This window comes from Myxococcus sp. AB056, assembly GCF_006547365.1.
Lineage (GTDB): Bacteria > Myxococcota > Myxococcia > Myxococcales > Myxococcaceae > Myxococcus > Myxococcus virescens.
Genome location: NZ_VHLB01000006.1, coordinates 77,300 through 94,947, shown reverse-complemented (window position 1 = coordinate 94,947; position 17,648 = coordinate 77,300). Strand labels below are relative to the sequence as shown.

Sequence of the window (17,648 nt, the reverse complement as noted above, 5' to 3'; positions counted from 1 at the left end):
CTCCGCTCCGGGATGCGGCGGGCTCCAAACTGGGCATAGAATGCCCACGCCAAATGAGCCATCACAGCGATAATCCTGCCCACGCGCTCACGCTGGTGGAGCTTCTGCGCGAGCGAGCTCAACGAGCGCCGGACTTCGGCCTCTACACCTTCCTGGTAGATGGCGAGACGCAGGAAGACCGGTTGACATACGCCGCGCTGGATCGTCGCGCCCGGGCCATCGCGGCCCGGCTGGCGGAGCTACCGCCGGGCACCCGCATCCTGCTCCTCTATGTGCCAGGGGTGGAGTACATCGCCGCGTTCTTCGGCTGTCTCTACGCTGGGATGGTGGCGGTCCCCGTGTACCCGCCACGGCACGACCGCTCGCTCCTGCGGCTCCAGGCAATCGCCACCGACGCCCAGGCCGCCGCCGGCCTCATCCGGAGCGAGCACCTGGAGTTGCTCCGCCAGTTCTATCCAATCGCCCCCGAGCTGGCTCAACTGCGTTGGATCGTCACGGATGAAGTCGACGATCGCGCCTCGGATGCGTGGACGCCGCCGCCGCTCTCCGGCGACTCACTCGCCTTCCTCCAGTACACCTCCGGCTCGACCAGCCTGCCCAAGGGAGTAACGCTCACCCACCGCAATCTCTTGCACAACCTGGAGGCAATCCGGCGGTGCTTCCGGCAGGACCCGACAAGCCGGGCCATCATCTGGCTGCCGCCCTACCATGACATGGGGCTCATCGGCGGAATCCTCCAGCCGCTCTACACGGGCTACCCGGCCGTGCTCATGTCACCGATGGACTTCCTCCAGCAGCCCCTGCGCTGGCTGAAGGCCATTTCCCGGTACCGCGGAACCACCAGCGGAGGACCCGACTTCGCGTATGCGCTGTGCGCGCGAAAAATCCGTCCGGAGCAGCGCGAGGGTCTGGATTTGAGCAGTTGGCGCGTGGCCTTCAACGGCGCCGAACCCATCCGCCCCGAGACCCTCGATCGCTTCACACAGGCGTTCGGCCCGGTCGGGTTCCGCCGCGAGATGTTCTATCCCTGCTACGGGCTCGCCGAGGCGACACTGATCGTCTCGGGCTCGGAGGTGGGGCAAGCCCCCCAGGTGGCGTCCTTCGACGGACAGGCGCTCCAGAGGGGCCAGGCCATCCCGGTGGAGGCCGGGCACGCCGCGGCACACGCGTTGGTGGGCTCCGGGCGGAATGTGATCGACGGCAGGTTGGCTGTCGTGGATCCGGAGACCTTCGAGCTCCGGCGCGATGGGGAGATTGGCGAAATCTGGGTCTCGGGTTCGAGCGTGGCCGGTGGCTATTGGGGCCAACCCGAGGCCACCACGCGGACCTTCCAGGCCCGGTTGCGCGGCACGGGCGAGGGCCCGTTTCTCCGCACGGGTGACCTTGGATTCCTCCGCGACGGTGAACTCTTCGTCACCGGGCGCGCAAAGGACCTCATCATCATCCGCGGGCTCAACCACTTCCCCCAAGACATCGAGTTCACGGTCGAGAAATGCCACCCGGCGGTGCGCCCTGGCTCTGGCGCGGCATTCTCCGTGGAAGCGGATGGCACCGAGCAGCTCGTGGTCGTTTACGAGGCCAACGCGCAGCGCGTGGAAAGCGGCCTCGACGAGGTCATCAGCGCGATTCGCAGAGCGGTGGCCGAGCAGCACGAGCTGATGGCCTCCTCGGTGGTCCTGATCGAACCCGGCTCGGTACCCAAGACGTCGAGCGGGAAGATTCAACGACATGCGTGCCGCGCGGCGTTCCTCGCGGGCGAGCTGCAGGTCCTGGCACACGCCACACTGGACACGGCAAGGACAGGGCCCCTCACCGCGGCAGAGAACGCGCCGCCCGGAACCGAGGACTCGCCGCTGTGGCGCGAAGTCGCGGAGGAGGTCTCCCAGGTTCTGTCGCTGCCAGTTACCGCCACGGCGCGCCTGGAGGAACTGGTCCTGGACTCGCTATCGAGCGTGGAGCTCCAGCACCGGCTCCAGCTTCGATGGGGCGTCCTCGTGCCGTTGCCGCGCCTGCTGGGCAGCCGCAACCTGGCGGAGATCGCCGCTGGGGTCGAAGCGGCGCGAGCAGCCGGCGCGCGCTGGCAGCCCGAGCGCCCGGCCAGCGCGGAGGTGGGTGACTTCCCTCTGTCACACGGCCAGCGCGCGCTGTGGTTCATGCACCAGCTCGCGCCCGACAGCGCCGCCTACCATATCGCCGCGGCGCTCCGCGTCTTGGAGCCGCTCGACGAGGGACTGCTCCGGCGCGCGGTGCACCGGCTCGTCGAGCGCCACCCCAGCCTGCGCACCACGTTCCACGCGCATGAAGGGACGCCCTTCCAGCGGGTCCACCCAGAAGGAGAAGCCGGCTTCCGTTACGAGGACGCCTCCGCCTGGAGTGACGACACGCTGCGCGCCCGGCTCCGCGAAGAGGCCTCGCTCCCGTTCGAGCTCCAGCAGGGCCCCCTGCTTCGGGTCCGGCTGTACCGGCGGAGCGGGACCGAGCAGGTGCTGCTGGTGGTGGCGCATCATCTGATCGCGGACTTCTGGTCGCTCGGACAGCTTGCCCGGGAACTCTCCGCGCTCTACCCCGCCGAGCGGGACGGTGTCGCGGCGGTGCTTCCCGCCCCCGCGGCCTCCTACGCGGACGGCGTGCGCTGGGAGCAGGAACGGCTCGAAGGTGAGCACGGACAGCGCGTCTGGGAGTACTGGCGGCACCGGCTGTCGGGCTCCCCGCCGGTCCTCGAGCACCTGGCGGATCACCCCCGCCCGCCGGTGCAGACGTACCGCGGCGGCAGGAAGGAGCGCGTGCTGGACGCGGCGCTCACGGCGCGGTTGAAGGAGCTCTTTCGCCGCGAAACGGCGACTCCCTTCGCCCCGTTGCTCGCGGCGTATGCCACGCTGTTGCACCGGCACAATGGCCAGCGGGAGCTCTGGGTGGGCGTACCTACCGTGGGCCGCGATCGCGCCGAGCTGGCGGAGACGGTCGGGTACTTCGTCAACCCGTTGGTGATGCGCCTGGAACTGGATGATGGGCTCTCGTTCCGCGCGTTGATGGCGCAAGCGAGCCGGACCGTCCATGAAGCGCTCGAACACGCGGCCATGCCGTTCAGCCTCCTCGTCGAGCGCCTGGCCCCCCTGCGCCAGGCGAGCCGCTCCCCGCTGTTCCAGACGATTTTCTCCTTCCAGCAATCTCCGCCGCGAAGCGAGAGAGGACTGGCGGCCCTGGCCCAGGGCACGGGCGGCGCGCGGCTCTCGCTCGCGGGCGTGGCCATGGAGTCCCTGGAGCTGGAGCTCGGAACGGCCCAGCTCGACCTTGCCCTCTCCATCGCCGAACTCGACGGGCGCTTCCACGTGGCGCTCGAATACAACGTGGACCTCTTCGTGCCCGGGACGGCCGAGCGGCTGCTGCGGAGATACGAGTCGCTGCTGCGCAGCGCCGTGGACCAGCCCGATGCGCCGCTGGCCATGCTGCAGCTCGACCCCGCGGAAGACCGGGCGCGGTTGCTCGCATGGGGGCGAGCCCTGGAGACGCCACCGCCCGCCTGCGTTCACACCTGGTTCGAGGCGCGCGCGCGGCACTCGCCGGAGACGGCCGCCATCCTGTCCGGAGAGGACTCGCTGACGTATGGGCAGTTGGACGCCCGGGCCAACGCGCTGGCCTGGCGGTTGCGCGAGCTGGGCGTAGGACCCGACACCCGCGTGGTGCTCTACCTCGAACGCTCGTTCGAACAGCTCATCGCGGTGTTCGGGATTCTCAAGGCGGGAGGGGCCTACGTACCGCTGGACCCCGAGTTCAGCAACGCGCGGCGCGCGGACGTCCTCGCGGACTCGGAGGCGCGGATCGCCGTCACCCATGCGTCCCACGCGGCCTTCTTCGCCAGCCAGGGTGTCACCGTGGTGACGGTGGAGGCCGGGGAGACACGCCATGAGCCGCCGCCCTCCGCCGTGACGCCGGAGAACCTCGCCTACGTCATCTACACGTCCGGCTCCACCGGGCGGCCCAAGGGCGTCATGGTGTCCCATCGCGCCCTCGCAAGCCTCGTCCAGGCCGAGCGGGTGCGCTTTGGCGTCGTCCCCGAGGATCGCGTCCTCCAGTTCAACTCCCTCAGTTTCGACTCCAGCGTGGAGGAGATCTTCCTCGCGCTCTGCACGGGCGCCACGCTCGTCCTCCGTGACGCGGCGATGCTCGATACCGTGGAGGGCTTCCTCGCCGGGTGTGAACGGTGGGCGGTGACGCTGCTGGACCTGCCGACCGCCTTCTTCCACACGGTGGTCGCCGCGATGGCCGAGAGGGGCCTCACGCTTCCCGCGTCGCTTCGCTTCGTGATTGTCGCAGGGGAGCGCGTGCGCGCCGACCGGGTGACGCAGTGGCACCGCCACGCGCCACCGTCCATTCACCTGATCAACGTCTACGGGCCGACCGAAGCAACGGTGTCCGCCACCTGCCACGACCTGTCAGCCGCGACGACAACGGGGCTGGACGACGTCCCCATCGGACAACCGCTGCGGACAATGGGCGCCTACGTCCTCGATGGGCGGCTCGAGCCCGTACCGGCGGGCGGCGTGGGGGCGCTGTGGCTGACGGGTGAGGGCCTGGCCCGAGGCTACTTCCGCGATCCCGCGCTGACCGCCGAGCGCTTCATGGCGGACCCGCACGCCACCACGCCGGGCAGCCGCATGTACCGCACCGGCGATCTGGCCCGCATGCGTGCGGACGGCGTGCTGGAGTACCTGGGACGCGCCGACGACCAGGTGAAGGTCCGGGGCTTCCGCGTGGAGCTGGGTGAAATTGAAACCGCGCTCCGCGCCTGTGAGGGCGTCCGCGACGCCATCGTCCTCCTCCAGGGGGAGAACGCGGGGAAGGAGGCACGGCTCATCGCCTACGCGGTTGCCGCACCGGAAGTGGCGCCGTCGGCCCTGCGCGCTCAGCTCGCCGCGCGGCTGCCCCCGTACATGGTGCCGGCCGCGATCGTCCGGCTCGCCGCGTTCCCGTATGGCTCCTCCGGAAAGGTGGACCGGCGCGCTCTGCCTCCCCCGCCCTCCTCGTTCGAGGGAGAGGCGCCGCGCACGAAGACCGAGGCGATGCTCGCCGGAATCTGGGCGGACGTCCTGCAGCTCGAGCGCGTGGGCATCGACCAGGGCTTCTTCGAGTTGGGAGGCCACTCATTGCTGGCCATGCAGGTCCTCGCCCGGCTCCGGAGCACGTTCGGGGTGGAACTGCCACTCAGGGCCTTGTTCGAGGAGGGCACCATCGCGGCGCTGGCGGCGCGAATCGAACAGGCCGGAAATACCCCCGCCCCCCGTGCCACTCCGCCGCTCGTCCGCGCCAGCCGCAGCGCACCACCGCCACTGTCCTTCGCGCAGCAACGGCTGTGGCTGCTGGCCCAGATGGACCCCGGCAGCGCCGCCTACAACATGCCCGGGACGCTCCACCTCGTTGGAAGGCTCGACGCCGCCGCGCTCGCGTTCTCCCTGAGCGAGCTGACGCGGCGGCACGAAATCCTGCGGACCCGCTTGCTCGAGCGGGATGGTGAACCGATCCAGCTCATCGAGCCCGCGGTGGAGCTGCCTTTCGAGGTGGATGACCTGCGCGCGCTGCCTCGCGGGCAGCGCGAGGCTCGCGCGGAGGAGCTGGTCCGCGCAGAGGCCGCCCGCCCCTTCGATCTCTCACGAGCGCCGCTGATGCGCGCGCGGCTGCTCCAACTGGGCGAAGAGGAGCACCGCCTGGTGGTGGTACTCCACCACGTCGTGTGCGACGCGTGGTCGCTCGACCTCCTCTTCCGGGATCTGGCCGAGTTCTATGGCACCCGGAGCGCCGGGCGTGAGGCGGTGCTGCCAGCGCTGGAGGTGCAGTACGCCGACTTCGCGGTGTGGCAGCGCGGGTGGCTCAATGACGAAGTGCAAGCGGAGCAGCTCGCGCATTGGCGGAGGACACTGGAGGGCGCACCGACGGAGCTCGAGCTCCCCCTGTCCCGCCGGACGCGCTCCAGCATCCCTGGTCCGGCCGGCGTCGTCCGGCGCCCCCTGCCCGCGCCACTGATGGCCTCATTGCACGCGCTCTGTCACGCAGAGGGCGCTACGCCCTTCATGGCGATGCTCGCCGCATTCGAGGCGCTGCTGTACCGGCACACCGGGCAACGCGATCTCGTGGTCGGCACGCCGGTGGCGCACCGGACCCATCGGGCACTCGAAGGGGTGGCCGGGTTCTTCGTGAACACGCTGGTCCTCAGAAACCACCTTCCCGAGCACGTGACGTTCCAGCAGCTCGTGGCACGGGTACGCGAGGTGGCCCTCACCGCCCTCGCGCACCAGGATCTGCCATTCGAAAAGCTGGTGGAGGCTGTCCGGCCAGTCCGCACGTCCAGCCGGCCGCCCTTCCTGCAGCTCATGTTCCTGCTGCGAGACACCCCTGGCGGGGGCCCCACCCTGCCGGGCCTGAAGACCTCCTTCGAGGAGGTGCTGCCCGAACAGGCGAAGTTCGACCTCCTACTCGAAATCGAGCAAAGGGGTGAAGGCTGGGTGGCGAGCTGGCAGTTCGACACCACCTGGCTCACCAGCGAGGCGGTGTCCCGCATGGCCGAGCACTTCGAGCGGCTGCTCCGGGGAGCGCTGGAACACCCCGGCGCACCGATTGCGCGGCTCCCGCTGCTCACCGAGCCGGAAGTGGCGGTGATGACCCGGGCCAACAGCACCGGGCGTGGGTACCCGCGCGATGCGACCCTCCACCAGCGCTTCGAGGAGCAGGCCACCCGGAACCCACACGCCGTCGCCGTCGAGTTGGACGACCAGCGATTGACGTACGGGGAACTGGATCGACGCAGCAACCAGCTTGCGCATCACCTCCGGCGCCGCGGCGTTGGACCCGACACCCGAGTGGGCCTGTATGTGCGCCGCTCGTTCGAGAGGGTGATCGGCATGCTGGGCATCCTGAAGGCAGGGGGTGCATACCTGCCTCTCGAGCCGGGCCACCCACGGGAGCGCCTCACGCGGATGCTGACGGACGCGGACGCAAGGCTCGTCCTCACCGAGGAGGCCCTGGAGCCGACGCTCGAGGGCACCCTCGCGGACCGGCTCTGCCTCGACGCCGGATGGTCGACCATCGCCGGTGAGTCCGCGGGGGGCGTGCCGGACGCGGTGGGAGCCGAGAACCTCGCCTATGTCATGTACACGTCGGGCTCCACCGGCCAACCGAAGGGCGTGTGCATCCCCCACCGGGCCGTGGTCCGCCTCGTCACCGCCCCCAACTACGTGACGCTGTCCGCGGAGGATGCCTTCCTCCACCTCGCGCCATTCTCGTTCGATGCCGCGACGCTGGAGCTTTGGGGGCCGCTGTTGAACGGTGGCCGCCTGGTCCTGTTCCCCGGCGACGCGACATCACTCGAGCGCCTCGAGGACACCGTGGCCAGGCATCGGGTCACCACGCTGTGGCTGACCGCCGGGCTCTTTCACAACGTGGTGGAGCACCACCTGGAGGCACTCTCGGGGGTGCGGCAGCTCCTCGCGGGCGGAGACGTGCTCTCCCCCACCCACGTGCGCCGCGTACTCGAGCGTCACCCCGGGCTCCGGCTCATCAACGGCTATGGCCCCACGGAGAACACCACGTTCACCTGCTGCCACCCCATGGAGGCGCTGGAGGAGACCACGGCATCGGTCCCCATCGGCGCGCCTGTCACGGGCACGCGGGTCCATCTCCTCGACGCAGGACTCGAGCCCGTGCCGCTCGGAGCGCCCGGTGAGTTGTACTGCGCGGGCGACGGGCTCGCGCGTGGGTACATGGGACATGCCGACCTGACCGCGGAGCGGTTCCTGCCGGACCCGTTCAGCCGCGAGCCGGGCAGCCGCATGTACCGGACGGGAGACCTCGCCTGCTGGAGGGCCGATGGGCGCATCGAGTTCCTGGGCCGGGTAGACAACCAGGTGAAGGTCCGCGGCTTCCGGATTGAGCCCGGTGAGGTGGAGGCCACCTTGCTCAGGCACCCGGCGGTGCGCGACGCCGCCGTGGTGGCGGCCGGGGAGCGCGCGGACACCAAACGGTTGGTGGCGCATGTCGTCCTCCGGGACGCCTCCGCCCTCACCTCCGGCGACCTGCGGGGTTACCTGGAGCCCCAGCTCCCCGAGCACATGATTCCATCCGCCGTGGTGTTCCACCACGCACTGCCCCTGTCCCCGAATGGCAAGGTCGATCGGCGGGTGCTTGCCCAAGCGCCTCTGGACGGCCCAGAGGCTGGAGGCCCCCTGAGCGCACCTCGTACCGCGGCCGAGCTGACCCTCGTGTCGCTCTGGCGCGAGTTGCTCGGAAGGACCCACGTCGGAATTCACGAGAACTTCTTCGAGCTGGGTGGGCACTCGCTGCTGGCGACACGGCTCCTGTCCAGGGTGCGTGAAACCACCGGCATCGAGCTGCCGTTGAAGTCGTTGTTCGAGGGCGGCACCGTGGCCACGCTGGCGGAGCGAATCGAGGCGGCAAGCCGCTCCCGGCAGGCCGCCTCGCGGCCGCTCTCCCCAGTGGACAGGGGCGCCCCCCTGCCACTGTCCTACTCGCAGCAACGGCTCTGGTTCCTCGCCCAGCTCGAGCCGCACGCCTCGACGTACAACATCCCGGGAGCGCTGCGGCTCACCGGCGCGCTCGACGTGGCGGTGCTCGAGCGATGCGTGGAGACGCTGCTGGAGCGCCACGAGGTGCTCCGCACCGCGTTCGAGTCCCAGGAGGGACGCCCGGTCCAGCGCATCGTGCCGGCGCTGGCGCTGAAGATGCCGGTCGAAGACCTCCGCGCGTTGCCCGCGGGCGAGCGCGAGGCGCGTGCCCGGGAGATCGAGAAGGCGGAGGCGGAGCGGCCGTTCGAACTCGCCGAGCCCCCGCTGCTGCGCGTCCGCCTGCTGCGGCTGGACGAACAGGAGCACGCGTTGCTGGTGACGCTCCACCACATCGTCTCGGACGGCTGGTCACTGGGAGTGCTCTTCCGCGAGATGACAGCGCTCTACGAGGCGTTCAGCGCAGGCAAGCAGAACCCGCTGCCGCCCCTGCCAATCCAATATGCCGACTTCGCGTACTGGCAGCGGCACTGGCTCCAGGGCGAGCTCCTTGAGCGCCAGCTCCAGTACTGGCGCCAGCGGCTGGCCGGAGCCCCCGCGCGGCTCGCGTTACCCTCCGCGCTCCCACGGCCCGAAGTTCCGAGCCACCGCGGCAAGCTCGTCGTTGGACGGCTCAGCCCCCAGGACACCGAAGCGCTCCAGAAGCTCGGAAGACAGGAGGGGACGACGCTCTTCATGACCGCGCTGGCGGCCTTCTACACGCTGCTTCACCGGCTGACGGGCAGCGAGGACGTCGTGGTGGGAGTTCCCCTGGCCAACCGGGCCCACCCGCTCACCGAGGATTTGATTGGGTTCTTCGTCAACACCCTCGCGCTCCGGTGCCAGGTTCAAGGCTCCCTCTCCTTCCAGGAACTCCTTCAGCGCGTCAGGGCGCTGACGCTCGAGGCCTACGAGCACCAGGACGTGCCCTTCGAGCGCGTCGTGGACGAGCTCGGGATTGAGCGTTCACTGAGCTACAACCCGCTCTTCCAGATTCTCTTCGTGTTGCAGAACACGCCGCTGCCACCGCTCCGGCTCGGGGACCTGAGCTTGAGCCAGGTCACGCCCAACTTCGACGCGGTGAAGTTCGACCTCGTCGTCATCCTCACGGAGCACGACGGCGGGCTCGAGGCCTCGTGGAGCTACGACGCCGACATCTTCGACGAGGCGACCATTGCGCGGATGCACCGGCAATACGAGCTGCTCTTACGGCAGCTCGCCAGCGGGGCGGACAGGAGCCTCGCCCGTCTGGAGCTCCAGACGGAGACCGAGCGCAAGCAAGAGGGCGTCCTCAAAGACACACGCCGCGCCTCGGACTTCGATCGGCTGCGCCGCATCAAACCCAAACCCGTCACCCCGCGGCGCCCCGAAGAAGAGGGATAGGCCCGGCGCCGACGCAGCGCAGCGCGAATGGCCCCGGGTAGCGTTGACGCCCGCCGACCGTTATAATTCATGTGAATCGTGAACAGCCCGCCATCTGTAAGGTGGAGGAAGATTGCGTAAGCGAATCGTCGAGTATGTCCTCCCTGTCCAGGATGAGCAGAGTCTCCTCGCGCGGATAGAGCAGGAGCTGTGCTGGTACCACAACACGCACTACGCGCACCTGACAGCATTCCTCGTGGTGCCCCACGACAACGCGCAGGTACGCGCACAGCTCGAGCAGATCATTGGCGTGTTCCGGGATCGCAAGGACTCGCAGAAGCCGGACCCGAACTTCAAGATCTTGAGCCCGGCGCAACCGGATGCGTCGTTCGTCGACCTCCTCACCCGCCTGGACTGCCGGCTGCCGAAGCTCATGCTGCTGCCGCACCTGACGGACCATGACAACTTCTCCGGACTGGCGGACAGCCTCCGGTCCACGGCCGCCCTCCTGCGGCGCTACATCATCGACTTCCGGTTCTGCATCACCGCCGAGCGGCTGCCCCAGACGCTCCCGGCGCTGCTCTCCGAGCTGCGGAAGCTCTCCGAGAGCCCGGAGGATCGAAACCTCCTGTCTCGCTTCCCAGTGGTCGAGGTCCCCTTCACGGCCGGTGGCGACGACTCGGCGCAACTGGCGAACGCCCTCGCCGAACTCTGGTCCCGCTGGCCGCAGTTGAACGACTCGGTGAACCTGAGCCGGGGCGGCTTCGTGAAGCACTTCTACGCGCTGAAGGAGCTGTGGCACCTCGCGCGGATCATGAACCAGGAGCAGTCCGTCGAAGCCGATATCGCGAAGCTGCGCAGAGGCTATGGGGTGGAGGCCGCGGTGGAGGCCCGAATCGCCGCGTTCGACCAGGCCTTCCTCGAGCGGTATGCCTCGCTGGGCCAGTACAATGAGTGGCGGCACAGCAGCAACAGCGTGGTGCTGGAGTTTGATCTGGATTCGATCGCCGACACCTACGAGTGCCAGTCCCCCGTCTTCGTGGACAACAGGTGGATCCTGGAGCGCAACTCGCTGGAGCTCGCGACCGACAAGGGTCGCAAGAGCTGAACCAATCACACTGGGGTACACCGATGGCAAGCAATCCGTCCATGGCCGACGACAACGCCGCCCAGCCTGGGAAGGACAACGCCGACACGCCGGCCGCCCGCGAGCGCCGCACCGACGCGGTCCTCCTCAAGATGCCAAACCACAACATGGACTATCCGCATCTGGCGGTGCCCACGTTGACGGCGGCCCTGAGGAAGAACTTCTTCAAGGTGAAACAGCAGGACGTCAACGTGCTGCTCCGGGATTTCCTCCTCACGGAGGAGATGCTGAAGGATCTGGCCTACCGGTTCCTCCCTGAACTCGCCAAGGCGCACATCGACGTCCCGGCGGACTTCGATCGCATTCGCAACGCGCTCGTCTACCTGCACTACATCGACAACCAGATTGGCTTCGCCAGGGTCGAACAGGTGAAGCAGAAGCTCCAGGCCCGCAAGTACGAAGAGGTCTTCTGCGACGAGCAGGAGAGCAGCCTCGCCTCGCTCATCTTCGTGCTGACCGGGATGCTGCACATCGTCATCGACCTGGCGCTGACCTATGACGAGGCTGGCGGAGAGATCGACAACCCGGTGACGAACTTCCTGCACCAGAAGGTCCGGGAGGTGGCGGCCCTCAACCCGCGCGTGGTGGGCTTCTCCGTCATCCAGATTCAGCGCAAGGCCACGCTCTGGTTCGCTCGGCGCCTCAAGCCGCTCATCCAGGGGAAGATCGCCGTCGGGGGACCGGACGCCTCCACCTTCAAGGAAGAGTACCTCAAGAACAACGACTGCATCGACTACGCCTTCCTCAAGGAAGCGGAGACCACCTTCCTGGAGTTCCTGCGCGGCAAGCCCGTGGAGCAGCTCGACGGCGTCGTCTTCCGGGATGCGGAAGGGAACATCCAGGTCAACGAGCCGCGCCACGACATCCAGCTTTCGATCTTCCGGCCGGACTTCGATGGCTACGACCTCGACAAGTTCTTGCTGCCGACGTTGCCCTTGTCCACCTCGCGCGGCTGCGCTTTCGCCAAGTGCACGTTCTGCAACCACTACAAGACGTACTCCGGCTACTACAGCAACGACGCCGTGAAGACGGTGGACAACATCGAGCTCCTGGCGAAGCGCTACAACACGCGCTTCTTCCACTTCGTGGATGACATGCTGGAGGTGAAGGAGGGCACGGCCATCGCCGAGGAGCTGATCCGGCGCGGCCTCGACGTGAACATCCTCACCTATGCCCGCTTCGAGCCCCAGTTCACCGACGAGAAGATCCTGGAGCTCTGGCACAAGGCCGGCATCCGCGTCATCGAATGGGGCCTGGAGTCCGCCTCGCAGGAAGTCCTCAAGAAGATGATCAAGGGGGTCTCCATCCGGCAGGTGCAGAACATCCTCGACATCAGCAGCCAGAAGGGGATCGTGAACAAGCTGATGCTGTTCCACAACTATCCCGGCGAGACAGTGGATCAGCTCAAGATGACCGTGGACTTCCTGCGAAAGAACGTGCTGGAGAAGAAGGTCCGCCCCTTCTTCACGGTCCGAGGGAGGCTTGAGCTGCGCCTCTTCACCCCGCTCGAAATCACCTCGCGCGACTACGCCAAGTCCCCCTTCCGCAAGCGCTACGAGCGGTCCAGCTCGTTCGACTCGTTGCTGGGCTACGCGGACGAGGACGACTACCCGCGGAAGGTCGAGTACATCGAGAGCTTCATCAACGAGATGTCGCAGTACCTCAACGAGAACAAGATCTTCTCGACGAACGACGAGAACATGTCGCTCGACTTGCTGATCCTGGACTTGAAACGGCGCGGCCACGAGACGGCGGTGACCGTGCAGTAGCCCGGAGGATGGAGGAGCACGCCATGATGCCTCAGGCCATCCCCCGGGTTCCGCTCGTCTCCCGCGAGCACTTCATCGCATCGTGGGAGAAGGCGGGACAACCGGTCATCTTCACCGGCGCCGTCCAGGAATGGCCCGCCTTCTCGAAGTGGACGTTCGAGTGGTTCCGCGCCATGCACGGAGGCGTCGAGATCACCATCAGGTCGGCGCTCTACACGCGGGGCGCCCTGCCAGGCACTTCGGAGCCCCTGGGCGGCGCACGGCGGATGAAGCTGTCCGCCTATCTGGACGAGGTGGGGGCCTCCTCGTCGCTTCCGCTCGAAAGCGACCTGGATGAACTCTCGGACCAGATGCTGGGGAAGCGGCCGGAGGACATCAACCATCTGGTGGGTCCGTCGCTGCTTCGGGCCGTCCCCTCCCTGCGGGAGGACGTCCGCTTCCCGGACTATGCCCCCCGCTGGTTGAACCGCCTCACCGAATCCTCTGTCTGGATCGCCCCGCGCGGCACCTTCGCCCAGCTTCACAGGGATCGCGCCCACAACCTCTACGCCCAGCTCTCCGGCCAGAAGCGCTGGCAACTCTATGCGCCTCACCAGGCCCGGCGCCTCCAACCGGCACCGCTCGACTGGGCCGCGGACCTGAGCGGAGTGGACCTCGAGGCGGGAGCGGCCAGGAAGATGACCGCGAGCGGGCTCCGGCCGGATTACGACTTCATCCTCGAACCGGGCGAACTGCTCTTCCTGCCGGTGAACTGGTGGCATCGCGTCCACACCGTTTCCCCCTCCATCGCGTTCAACCTCTGGTGGTGGGACATCCCGTCAGCGGTTCGCGTCGGTCCCGTGGCGGCACGCATTGCCCTGGGGATGAAGCTGCAAGAGGCCTATTCCTCCCTGCACCGCAGGTCCCCCGCGTCTGAGCAGCGATGAGCGAGTCAGGGAACGGCGTGCTGCGCTTCGCCATCATCTGGGGCAGCCAGACGGTGTCGAAGCTCGGCAGCGCCCTGACCAGCTTCGCCCTGGGGCTCTGGGTGTATGGCCTCACCAGCTCGGTCACGGATTTCGCGCTGATCTCCGTGCTGACCATCCTGCCCGGGGTGCTCGTGGCACCCATCGTGGGGGTGCTGGTGGATCGCTGGGATCTCCGGAACGCGATGCGTCTGGGAGATTGCGGCGCGGGGTTGGTCACCCTCGTCTATGCCATTCTGATCTCGTTTGGTCAGCTCGCGCCCTGGCACGTCTACGTGGGCACCGCCCTCGCGTCGGTGAGCGGTGCGCTCCAGCGGACGTCGTACACCGCCCTGACGCCAGCACTCGTCCCCGCGAAGCACCTGGGCCGCGCCAACGGACTGGTCCAGGCGAGCGATGCCGCCGTGCCCCTGATCGCCCCTCCCTTGGCGGGGTTCCTGATGAGCGCCACCAGCCTGGGCACGGTGGTCTTGATCGACTTCATCAGCTGCCTGGCCGCCATCACCACGCTGTCGCTCATTCGGAGCCTGCCCACTGGAAGCGGGGGCACCTCGGATGCGAGCACCTCCGCGCTGCAACAAGCCCTCGAAGGGTGGAACTACCTCAAGGAACGCCGGGGTCTGCTCGGTCTGCTCGCGTTCTCCGTCACCACCAACTGCTCGCTCTCCGCCATGCAGGTGCTGCTTCCTCCGCTGGTGCTGGACATCGCCAACCCCGCCGTTCTCGGGGGACTCCTGTCCACGGGGGGCCTGGGGCTCCTGTTGGGGAGCGTCGTGATGACCGCGTGGGGCGGGCCGAAGAACCGCATCCATGGGGTGCTCGGAGTCGGGCTGGGCCTGGGGACGGTCGTGGTGCTCGCAGGGCTGTTCCCCACCCTGAGGATGCTCGGGTATTGCACCTTCATGGCCGGATTTTGCATCCCCATCATGGATGCAAGCAGCCAGGCCATCTGGCAGGGGCAGGTCCCCGCCGCACTCCGGGGACGCGTCTTCGCCATGCGTGGGATGATTGCCTGGTCCGTCCAGCCGCTGGCGTACCTCGCGGCGGGCGTCATGGCGGACCACCTGGACGGCGTCTCCTTCGCCATCCCCGCCCTCTTCGGGCCGCTGGAACAACTCGATGCGCGCAGCCGGGGCATCGCGCTGTGCTTCATCGCCGCCGGCCTCTTGACGCTCATCGCGGCGGTGCGGGGCTATGCCGCCCGCCACGTCCGCGAAGTCGAGGAAATGCCACCAGGCCCCCCCTTCACCGGGGCCGTTTCCCCGCCTTCGCGGTAAGGGGCCTCAGTTCCGCGTCAGCGTCAGGTCGTCCACCTGAATCCAGGTGTCGCCGTTGTTCGCCCACATCCCCGCGAACACCTCCACGCTGTGCTGGGCGCCGGAGTTGAACGACACCGACAACTGCGTGTAGTTGCCCAGCGGCTGGGCGAAGCGCACCTCGTTGAGGATGGGCCCGCCCCGGAGCAGCCGCGCGCCGAAGTAGCCATCCGCGTGGTTGGTGGACGTCTTCACCCAGCCCGTCAGCGTGTACTGGGTGTTCGGCGTCACCGCGACCTCCTGCTTCACGGCATTCCACCCCGTGTCGTTCCGCGCCCAGGCGTTGTTGGCGCCCGTGCGCGCATAGCCGAGTCCCCGGTCGATGCCCGCCTTGCCTTCGGTGTACCAGGGCGACGTGGCGTTGCTCGTGGACTGCTGCTCGAAGCCCGCCTGGTGGATGAGATTGCTCCCACGCGTCAGGCTGACGTCATCAAGCTGCAGCCAGGTATCAACGTTGTCGGCCCAGAGGCCGCCATACACCTCGATGAGCGCGTTCGGCCCGGAGTTGAAGTGGACCACCTGCTCCGTGTAGGCCCCCAGCGCGCCGAAGGGCACCTCGCCCAGGATGGGGCCGTTGCCCGGCCCGCGAGCCCCGAAGTAGCCCGCGGTGTTGTTGGCGGAGCTGCGGACCCAGCCGCGCAGCGTGTAGTCCGTGTAGGGCTGGACGACGACGCGCTGCTTGAGCGCATTCCAACCGCTGCTCGCGTACACGAAGCCGTTGTCCTGCCCACTGCGCGCGTTGCCGAGCGCCCGGTCCACACCGCCACCACCTTGCAGATACCAGGGCGCCATCACCGGCGTGGCCGCCTGTGTCTCGAAGCCAGGCTCGGAGAGCAGGTTGTCGCTGTGCGCGTCGTGGGCCAGCGTGGCCCGCATGAGGAAGGTGTTGTACGGCGTCCACTGGGACATGACGAAGTACAGCGAGTTTCCGGTGTTGCCCCAGGGGTGGATGAACGCGTTGTAGAGGCCCGGGTACACGGCTCCACTGGCGAGCACCTTTTCTCCGCTCCAGGGCCCCGTGGGCGTGGCGGCGTCACGCATCACCACCGCCTGCCGGTGCTCGTTCAGGTACGTCATCAGGAAGCGCCCGAGCGGCGCGTGGTACGAGACGGACAACTCACCCGCGATGCCAATGGCGACGGGCCGCGCCGCCGCCTGCGACACGCTCCATCCGTTTCCATCCCAGTAGCGGTAGGCGTTGATGTCCAGCAGCGCCGTCTCCGGCACGCGGGCCAGGTGGACGTTCCCGAACCGGCCGTTCGGCGTCGCGTACATGTAGACGAACCCGCCGTTCCTGACGAAGGCCGCCATCTGGAAGTTGTTCGTCCAGGCCGGCGTGTTCTGCCAACGCGCCGTCGGGTGCTTCACCCAGTTCTGCCCCTGGTCATCCGAGTACGCGATGCCCGCATGGTTCGTGAACCACATGCCCGGCTCCCCCCAGTGGTGGATGGACATGTAGTGGATGTAGTGCCGCGAGCCGATGGTGACGCCCGCGGTGGGGATGACGGTGATTTCGTCGAAGTTGACCTTCCGGGACGCGAGGATCTCCTTCGCATGCCGAGGCCCGTCCTGAATCATGGAGGAGAAGGACAAGCCGTCGGCCAGGTTCGTATCGGACGAACGCGCCAGGACGTTGCTGCGCCAGCCGCCCCCACAGCCGCCATTGCCACACCAGCCCGCGCCGAAGGTGTCCCCGAACAGGACGAACACCTCGCCACCGCCCTTGTCCCAGACGATGCCCAGGTCCGTCCCATGGACGTCGTGGTTCGTGTGCGTCTGGTTCGGGTTCGGCAGCAGCTCACCGGCGGGCGTCGCGCCCGTCACCCGGGAGACCTTCGTCACGTTCGACGGCGTCACGGCCGCCGCCGGGGTGCCCCCCAGGAGCGCCCACGTGGCGTGCAGCAGGAACGTCCGCTTCCATGTCGTCATGCGCTTCATGGCCACCTCTCTGGTTGTCACGGTGCAACCCGGACGGGAGAGGCGACTCTAGCCGCATAACTAGATTAACCTTTAAATCGAGGCGCGACGAATGACCGGAGTGTCAGCCCTGCGCCAGCACGCGGACGAGCACGTCAATCATGGTGGCCCAGCCCTGCTCCGTCCGGCTCGCGTAGTCGGCCCACTTCGCGTCCATCTCGTGGGTGAGCGTCAGCTCACATCCGGTGTCGCGAGGGGAGATCTCCACCGTCACCCGGCTGAGCTCGTCCCCCTCCTTGTCGATGTGCCAGGTGAAGACGAGCCGGCGCGGACGGTCGATCTCCAGGTACGTGCCCACGTGGTCGATTTCTTCTCCGGCCCGCCGCACGAAGAAGGAGAACTTGCCGCCCACTCGCGGGTCGATGGCGAGCCGCAGCACCTCCTCGTCCCGGACCGTCGGCCCGGTCATCCACTGGCCGACCATCTCCGGCTTGAGCCACGCGTCGAACACCCGCTCAGGCGACGCGTTGAAACGCCGTGTGACGCGAACCTGGACGCTCTGTGCTGAGGACATGGCTTTTCCTTTCAACCCGAGGGTGGGCGCCATTGCTAAACCATATGGT

At 67.8% G+C, this 17,648-nt stretch carries 7 protein-coding genes; 5 read left to right on the top strand and 2 right to left on the bottom strand.

Going from position 1 to position 17,648, the window contains the following annotated elements:
• Positions 1 to 53: 53 nt before the first annotated feature.
• The 5 genes from FMP39_RS04715 (at position 54) to FMP39_RS04695 (ending at position 15,069) form a co-directional block, all read left to right on the top strand.
• Positions 54 to 9,932: a non-ribosomal peptide synthetase gene (locus FMP39_RS04715; RefSeq protein ID WP_141588798.1), complete on the top strand. Its 9,879-nt coding sequence runs from the start codon at positions 54 to 56 to the stop codon at positions 9,930 to 9,932.
• 112 nt (positions 9,933 to 10,044) lie between these two features.
• Positions 10,045 to 11,019: a hypothetical protein gene (locus tag FMP39_RS04710; protein ID WP_141588797.1), complete on the top strand. Its 975-nt coding sequence runs from the start codon at positions 10,045 to 10,047 to the stop codon at positions 11,017 to 11,019.
• Between the two features lie 41 nt (positions 11,020 to 11,060).
• Positions 11,061 to 12,827, top strand: a complete 1,767-nt coding sequence (locus tag FMP39_RS04705; RefSeq protein WP_141588796.1) for a radical SAM protein — start codon at positions 11,061 to 11,063, stop codon at positions 12,825 to 12,827.
• A gap of 23 nt (positions 12,828 to 12,850) precedes the next feature.
• Positions 12,851 to 13,753, top strand: a complete 903-nt coding sequence (locus FMP39_RS04700) for a cupin-like domain-containing protein (protein WP_228557670.1) — start codon at positions 12,851 to 12,853, stop codon at positions 13,751 to 13,753.
• Positions 13,750 to 15,069: an MFS transporter gene (locus FMP39_RS04695; RefSeq protein ID WP_141588794.1), complete on the top strand. Its 1,320-nt coding sequence runs from the start codon at positions 13,750 to 13,752 to the stop codon at positions 15,067 to 15,069. Before FMP39_RS04700 ends, FMP39_RS04695 begins: the two co-directional genes overlap by 4 nt.
• A 6-nt stretch (positions 15,070 to 15,075) precedes the next feature.
• Here the strand turns inward: FMP39_RS04695 and FMP39_RS04690 are convergent, their stop codons facing one another.
• Both FMP39_RS04690 and FMP39_RS04685 read right to left on the bottom strand, forming a co-directional pair.
• Positions 15,076 to 17,037, bottom strand: a complete 1,962-nt coding sequence (locus FMP39_RS04690) for a DUF4185 domain-containing protein (RefSeq protein ID WP_228557669.1) — start codon at positions 17,035 to 17,037, stop codon at positions 15,076 to 15,078.
• Positions 17,038 to 17,149: 112 nt separating this feature from the next.
• The gene (locus FMP39_RS04685; RefSeq protein ID WP_141588792.1) at positions 17,150 to 17,599 is read right to left on the bottom strand and encodes an SRPBCC domain-containing protein; all 450 of its coding nucleotides are present in this window, start codon (positions 17,597 to 17,599) and stop codon (positions 17,150 to 17,152) included.
• Between the last annotated feature and the right edge of the window lie 49 nt (positions 17,600 to 17,648).

What these genes read in the sequence shown, in the direction of transcription:
- FMP39_RS04715 (WP_141588798.1), top strand. Translation starts at nt 54, where the DNA reads ATGAGCCATCACAGCGATAATCCTGCCCACGCGCTCACGCTGGTGGAG.
- FMP39_RS04705 (WP_141588796.1), top strand. Translation starts at nt 11,061, where the DNA reads ATGGCCGACGACAACGCCGCCCAGCCTGGGAAGGACAACGCCGACACG.
- FMP39_RS04700 (WP_228557670.1), top strand. Translation starts at nt 12,851, where the DNA reads ATGATGCCTCAGGCCATCCCCCGGGTTCCGCTCGTCTCCCGCGAGCAC.
- FMP39_RS04695 (WP_141588794.1), top strand. Translation starts at nt 13,750, where the DNA reads ATGAGCGAGTCAGGGAACGGCGTGCTGCGCTTCGCCATCATCTGGGGC.
- FMP39_RS04690 (WP_228557669.1), bottom strand. Translation starts at nt 17,037, where the DNA reads ATGACGACATGGAAGCGGACGTTCCTGCTGCACGCCACGTGGGCGCTC.
- FMP39_RS04685 (WP_141588792.1), bottom strand. Translation starts at nt 17,599, where the DNA reads ATGTCCTCAGCACAGAGCGTCCAGGTTCGCGTCACACGGCGTTTCAAC.